Consider the following 7,315-nt stretch of genomic DNA (forward strand, 5'->3'; position numbering starts at 1 on the left):
TGTTCCCTAAAACTAAAAAACTTTGTACCTCACGAGCATGGGAACTGCTATATACTAATTTACTCTCAATATCTACTGAATTATATAAGTAACCAAGCACAAAGTACATAAAGAAATAAGGAACAAAACAATACAATTCGATACAACTTCACAAAGGAATGGTATTAGCTGTGGGGACATTTTTTGAGAAGAACCGCCAAAAATATCACGAAAATAATCAATCATGAAAACTCGACAAGTACCGACTTTAAAGCCTACGATGCTCTGTTTACCTTCAGCGCAGTCCAAAAGGGAGCATCCCAATTTGGTAAAAATATGGAAACTGACGCAAAAACCCTATGAAACCCTCTTCCCTTGGCGTTCTTTGCGTCTGGGCGGTTACTGTATATTGAAAAATCCCCAAGTTGCTCAATGCTAGGGTTGTCTAAACAACAGTTTAGAACAGTCATACAAAATTATGCATCGGATTAGTGCTACACCAGGTGGATGGAATCAGTCAGAAGGTTTGGTTTTTTTAGAACAATCTCCAGCCCCTTTGGTATTTATTACTGCTGCCGATACCGACATTCAAACTTTAGCAGCAGCCGTTCCCAAATTACCTGACGCATTTCCCGCCATCAGAGTCGCTAGTTTATTGCAGTTGCAACAACAAATAAGTATAGATTCTTATGGCGAAGAAGTTTTAGAATCTGCCCAAGTGATTATTTTGCGCCTGTTAGGAGGACGTTCCTATTGGGCTTATGGTTTAGAAGTAGTTCAAGAAATTGTACAACGTCAAGGGACAGCCCTGATTGTCATGCCGGGGGATGATGGAATTGATCCGGAATTAATTTCCCAATCTACTTTACCTTTGATTGCCGTTAATCAAGTATTACAGTATTTTCGGGAAGGCGGAGTAGAAAATATTGTTAACGCCCTACAATTTATCTCCGATACTTGCCTTAATAGTAACTTTCAGCCCTTACCACCCCAAAAAGTTCCCCGTGTTGGGTTGTATGAGTGGGGACTGGGGACTGGGGACTGGGGACTGGGGACTGGGGACTGGAGACTTCCTAAAGTGGGGATTCTTTTTTACCGCGCGCATTATCTATCGGGGAATACGAAGGTGATTGATGCGTTGTGTACAGCTTTAGTACAGCGTAATTTACATCCTGTACCGTTGTTTGTTTCTTCCTTGCGTGATCCCAATGTGCAAATAGAGTTGAGTAAATTTTTCCAGCCCTCAGACTCAGAGGCCATTGGTGTATTGTTAAATACTACAAGTTTTTCTCTGGCGCGTTTGGAAACAGAAGCCCCCCAGGTAGATTTGTGGCAAAAATTAAATGTGCCAGTATTACAGGTGATTCTCAGTGGTGGTGGTGTAGAACAGTGGGAATCACAATTACAAGGGCTTTCTCCCCGTGATATGGCCATGAATGTGGCGTTACCAGAGGTAGATGGGAGGATTATTACTCGTGCTGTGTCTTTCAAAACTATACAAACGCGAAATCCTCAGCTAGAAACAGATGTTATGGTTTATGAACCGGTGAGCGATCGCATTGAGTTTGTAGCTGAACTAGCAGCCAATTGGGTAAACCTCCGCTCTAAGCCCCCCCAGGAGCGCCGCATTGCCCTGATTTTAGCAAATTACCCCAATCGCAACGGCAGGTTAGCCAATGGCGTAGGATTGGACACGCCAGCCAGTTGTGTAGAAATTATTCAAGCCTTACAGGGGGCTGGCTATGTAGTAGAAAATCCCCCCCTAGATGGAGATGAATTAATTCACCGTCTGACGGCTGGGGTAACAAATGATCCCGAAGGGCGAGAATTGCGGACTGTGCAGCAAAGTGTTTCCAGTGAAGATTATCAACAGTATTTTGCCACCTTACCCATAGCTGTACAGGCAGAAATTACCCAAAGATGGGGATTAGCACCGGGAGACTCTCAAGCCTCTTCCCCCCTGCCCCCTGCCCCCTGCCCCCCTGCCTCCTCTCCCGTTCCCGGTATGCAATTGGGTAACATCTTTGTAGGGATTCAGCCATCACGGGGTTATGATATTGACCCTAGTTTGAATTATCATGCACCGGATTTAGTGCCAACCCATGATTACTTGGCTTTTTATTATTGGGTGCGGGAATGTTTTGATGCTGATGCAGTGGTTCATGTCGGGAAACATGGCAATTTAGAATGGCTACCGGGAAAAAGTGTGGCTTTATCTAGTAGTTGTTATCCCGAAGTAGCTTTTGGCGCACTTCCTCATCTTTATCCGTTTATTGTCAATGATCCTGGTGAAGGTTCTCAAGCCAAGCGCCGCGCCCAAGCTGTGATTTTAGACCACCTGACACCGCCAATGACACGGGCTGAATTGTATGGGGCTTTGCAAGAATTAGAAAATTTGGTAGATGAATATTACGAGGCGGAAAGTTTAGATCCCTCCCGTTTACCAGCAATTAGCGATCGCATTCGGGAATTAGTAATTGCCGAAAATCTACATAAAGATTTAGGAATTGCCGATGAAACCGATATTTTAAAGTTTGAATCAGCAATTTTAAACTTTCTCGGTGGCTATCTGTGTGAATTGAAAGAAGCCCAAATCCGCGACGGTTTACACATTTTTGGTCAATGTCCCCAAGGGCGACAACTGCGAGATTTAATAGTAGCGATCGCCCGCATTCCCAACCGTTATTCTTTAGGTATTACCCGCGCGATCGCCACAGATTGGGGTTTAGACTTCGACCCCCTCACCACAGATTTTTCCACCCAACTATCACAACTTGACCAACAAATTTTAGCCAGCAAAAATCCCCAAACCTGCCGCACCGTCGGTGACGCAGTAGAAATCCTCGAAGCACACGCAGCCCAATTAGTCGAACAACTCCTTAATCCCCACACCCCCCAGACCTCCCAGACCTCCCACACTCCCCACACTCCCCACACTCCCCACTCCCCACTCCCCATAATCAACTGGATAAAAACCAAACTCCTCCCCGCCTTACAACAAACCCACGAGGAAATTACCAACCTACTCCACGGACTTGATGGTAAATACATTCCCAGCGCCCCCTCCGGCGCACCTACACGGGGTCGTCCAGAAGTGTTACCCACAGGGAGAAACTTTTATTCAGTAGATATTCGCGCCATTCCCACAGAAACAGCTTGGGATGTCGGTCGCAAAGCCGCAGAGAACCTAATTGAGTGTTACACCCAAGAACATGGCGAATATCCGCAAACCTTGGGTTTATCCTTGTGGGGAACTGCAACCATGCGAACTGGTGGAGATGATATCGCCGAGGCTTTAGCTTTATTAGGAGTGCGTCCTGTGTGGGATGGTGCAGCCCGGAGGGTTGTAGACTTTGAAATTTTACCTTTAAGTATTTTGGGTCGTCCCCGTGTGGATGTCACCTTAAGAATTTCGGGATTTTTTCGGGACGCTTTCCCCAATTTAATTGATTTATTCCAACAAGCTGTAACAGCTGTAGCTGCACTGGATGAGACTTCAGAGTATAATCCCCTCGCCACGCAAGTCAACCAAGATACTGATTTTTGGATACAACAAGGTTTAAGTGCAGAAGCTGCCAATGTGCGATCGCAATACCGCGTTTTTGGTTCTCAACCAGGTGCTTATGGTGCGGGACTCCAAGGACTAATGGCCTCACAAAATTGGCAAGATGATCAAGACTTAGCCCGTGCTTATATTAACTGGAGTTGCTACGCCTACACCACCGCCCCCGAATCCCAAGGGGAATTAGTTGGAATTTCTGCCCCAGAAGCCTTTGAGCAACGTTTGGGACAAATGCAAATCGTCTTACACAACCAAGATAACCGCGAACACGACTTACTAGATTCCGATGATTATTACCAATTTCAAGGCGGTTTAACAGCAGCAGTCCGTTCCCTACAAGGAAAAAACCCACAAACCTACTTTGGGGATAATTCCATTCCCGCTCAACCAAAAGTACGCCAACTCTCCGCAGAAATCGCCAGGGTGTATCGTTCTCGTGTAGTCAACCCCAAATGGATAGAAGGAATGATGCGCCACGGCTACAAAGGTGCATTTGAAATGGCCGCCACCGTCGATTATTTATTTGCCTACGATGCTACCGCCCAGTGTGTCGAAGACTATATGTATCAAGGCATCACACAGGCCTATTTAGAAGATCCCATAGTCTGTGAATTTATTCAAGAAAAGAACCCTTGGGCAATGCGTGATATTGCTGAAAAATTACTGGAAGCACACCAGCGAAATTTATGGCAGGATGTAAATATACAGACATTAGAAAACTTACGAAATCTCGTACATCAAGCTGAAGCAACCATTGAAGAACAATAAATTGGTGTAGGAAACAGATATGGACAACCTAGCGTATTTATATTTAGCCGATGCCTATCAAAACAGTGCATCCAGCGAATTATTATCTCTCAGTGCTTTATTAAACAGAGCATCTGCACCAGACTGGAAACGATTTTCTAGTAAAGCTTGGAAACATTTGTTACCCCTAGCTCTGGCCTTATCTATTCTCAGTTCTGTCAGCAGCGTCTTAGCATTAGAACGCGGAGACCAAGGCCCCTCAGTGCGGAATCTCCAAGAACAACTGCAACAAACAGGCTTTTATCAAGCTCCCATCACCCAAGTATATGACTTCTCCACAGAAGATGCTGTGCGGCGTTTTCAACAAGCTCATGGTTTAGTCGTTGATGGTATTGTGGGAGTCATGACTAGGCAAAAATTAGAAAACTCCTCTGCACAACCACAGAATCAGCAGGCCTTTTCACCAAATGCTAGTAATTTCTCACTGCCACAATTAACTACAGCTAGTACACCATTTGATACCATCGAAATCAGCAATTTCCCACCTCCCAACCCTCCAAATATCAGAACTAGTGCCGTCTTAAACCAAACTACAACCCCTATTTCTAACTTGTTGCGGCTGGGTGATGAAAATGAACAAGTCAAAACATTACAAGAACGTCTGCGAGTTGCAGGCTTTTATTCTGGTCAAGCCACAGGAATATTCGGACCGATTACAGAACAATCTGTGATGCGGTTCCAAGAAGCTCATAAATTAGATGTAGATGGGATTGTCGGTCCTGCAACACTCAGTAAATTACCATCTATTGCTGTTGGTGGCCAAAACACTCCTCCCAGACAGCCAGTAAATACAGATAATCTCAGTGTTGGTCATCAAGGTGAAGCAGTTAGGCTAGTTCAGCAACATTTAATCCAAGCTGGATACTTACAGGGAACACCAACTGGATATTTTGATTCTCAGACTGCTGCTGCTGTTAGTCGATTTCAAGGCGCTAATTACTTAGCTGTCAGTGGTATAGCTGGTCCAACTACTAGAGCTAAACTGTATAGTGTAATTGATCAGCCTCCCCAAGGTCAGTTTAGTACCTTGGAAATCCAAAGACGATTAAGAGAAAAGGGTTTTTATCAAGGAAATCTCAATGGTGTGATGGCCGATGATACTAAAAGAGCCATTAGACAAGCTCAAGAGCATTATGGCATCAGCCTCAGTGATATCAGAAGCGGACGTTTCTAACATCCGCTCTTGATGTTAAAATCATTAGCTGACTACAAAGGCATAAGCGATCGTTGACATTGAGGACAGACTGCGTGGATTGTCATTTGGCAATCCAGCAGGTGAAAACCTTCTTTTTGAGCAGTCTTTGCCCCAATTTTTAAAATGGAGTCATTTTTAAACTCAATGGTCGCATTACATTTCACACAAATTAAATGGTGATGATGATGGGGGTAAGGCTGGTTAATTTCGTAATGCTTATGTCCTTCTCCCAATTCTAATTCCCGCAAAATCCCCATGCGAGCCATCAACTTCAAAGTCCGATAAATAGTGGAAAGACTAATCCCTTCTCCTTCTGTTTCTAATCGGTGATAAAGATCCTCCGCGCTGAGATGTTCACCTTGCGGAAGTTCTTGAAAAATGTGTAGAATTGTTTCGCGCTGGGGTGTTAAACGCCAGCCTCGATCATTCAGTTCTGCTTTAAGTGAAGTAGATGTGTAAACAGTCATACTAATTTTTCTCAACAAAGCCTATTAATTGAGAATATAACAAATTTTGAGGGAGATTTGCAACAATTACATCTTATTGCAAAATATTATTAAAAAATCGACATATAAATAGTAAGAATGATGATTTGTTCCTACAGTTAATTTGTTTGCAACCAGTTAAGCAAATCTGCCATACTTGTAAAATCTAGTAAAGCTTCGCCCAGATTTTCTAATTGATGCAGAGAAAGGGATTGGATGCGCTGTTGTATTTCCGGCGACAATTCACCTACTCGTCTTTTCAGTAGTTTCAAAATAATTGCTTGTTCCCCTTCTTGTCGCCCTTCTTGTCGCCCTTCTTCCTTACCTTCTTCTTTTCCCCGCTCGTACCCTATGCGCTCACCGGTGGTGACATATCTCATAGTCCGCTCCTGCTCAAATTGTTTAAATTCGTCCCAGAATTGATTTTCTAATGCTTGTGGTAAAATCATAACCCAATCGATGAATCGATAGAGGTTACGAATATCTTGCTCTTGTAAGCCTATGTCGTATAAACGGCGAATTAGGCGGAATTTCCAGATTTTCCGTTGTGCTGGTGATGAGCGGGTTTCCTGAGTTTTCAAATGCGCCATTACTACTGTCGCAAAGGGATTATTGCTATTTTCTAACTCTTCCCAACTATCTTGGTAATCTAAAAGTTTGACGCTACCAAATTCAAAGTTTAAGCGGGTTTGGGGATAATTGTAACTGTAGTTGCTGGGTCGCCATTCTTGGTTGGTATCACAGAGAATCGCCAAGCTAATTGCTGGTTGATCAAAGCGGTCAAAGATGCGAAAGTTGTAGGTGAACATCCGCTTACCGAAATTATCTTCTTTTTGCGCCTGAATTTCTACATGAACTAATAACCACAGTTCTTGTCCTGCGGTTTGCCAAACTTTGACTAATTGGTCAGCATATCGTTTACCTTGTTCGGCTTCACGGGCGATTTGTTGAAATTCTTTGTTGAGAAATTCGTAGGGGCGTTCCCAGTCAATTAACGCCGCAGTTTCTGGGAAAAAGAATTGCATGGCTTGGGGAAAATATGCTTCCAGAATTTCTTTCCAAGGACTGTCAAAATCAGCACGGTCATGAAGATTGGTCATCAATCTATGGCGGAGATTTTTTTATATAAGGTAGTAAAAAATTTTTTATTAATTAATAAGTATACAGCAGATTGCCCAGCAGATTACAACCCACATTCCGCACCCTAAACTGTCACAGATAAAAAAAGCCACCAAAGTAGTACAAAATAACTAAAGGCAAATCAAAGGTTCAGAGACTTAATGAGAA

At 43.5% G+C, this 7,315-nt stretch carries 4 protein-coding genes; 2 read left to right on the forward strand and 2 right to left on the reverse strand.

The window, feature by feature from the left end:
- The first annotated feature begins 457 nt into the window (after window positions 1-457).
- Window positions 458-4,309: a cobaltochelatase subunit CobN gene (cobN, locus tag ACM0OP_RS23335; protein ID WP_414530794.1), complete on the forward strand. Its 3,852-nt coding sequence runs from the start codon at window positions 458-460 to the stop codon at window positions 4,307-4,309.
- A 19-nt stretch (window positions 4,310-4,328) separates the two neighbouring features.
- The gene (locus ACM0OP_RS23340; protein WP_414530795.1) at window positions 4,329-5,522 is read left to right on the forward strand and encodes a peptidoglycan-binding domain-containing protein; all 1,194 of its coding nucleotides are present in this window, start codon (window positions 4,329-4,331) and stop codon (window positions 5,520-5,522) included.
- Between the two features lie 32 nt (window positions 5,523-5,554).
- On the opposite strand, the gene ACM0OP_RS23345 is transcribed toward ACM0OP_RS23340, so the two are convergent.
- Both ACM0OP_RS23345 and ACM0OP_RS23350 read right to left on the reverse strand, forming a co-directional pair.
- Window positions 5,555-6,010, reverse strand: coding sequence for a transcriptional repressor (locus ACM0OP_RS23345; RefSeq protein WP_414530796.1), 456 nt, complete (start codon window positions 6,008-6,010; stop codon window positions 5,555-5,557).
- Window positions 6,011-6,147: 137 nt separating this feature from the next.
- Window positions 6,148-7,128 carry a DUF4351 domain-containing protein gene (locus tag ACM0OP_RS23350; RefSeq protein WP_414530797.1) on the reverse strand — a complete coding sequence of 327 codons (981 nt, stop codon included), beginning with the start codon at window positions 7,126-7,128 and terminating at the stop codon, window positions 6,148-6,150.
- Window positions 7,129-7,315 lie beyond the last annotated feature (187 nt).

The organism is Nodularia chucula CCY0103 (assembly GCF_963923915.1).
Lineage (GTDB): Bacteria > Cyanobacteriota > Cyanobacteriia > Cyanobacteriales > Nostocaceae > Nodularia > Nodularia chucula.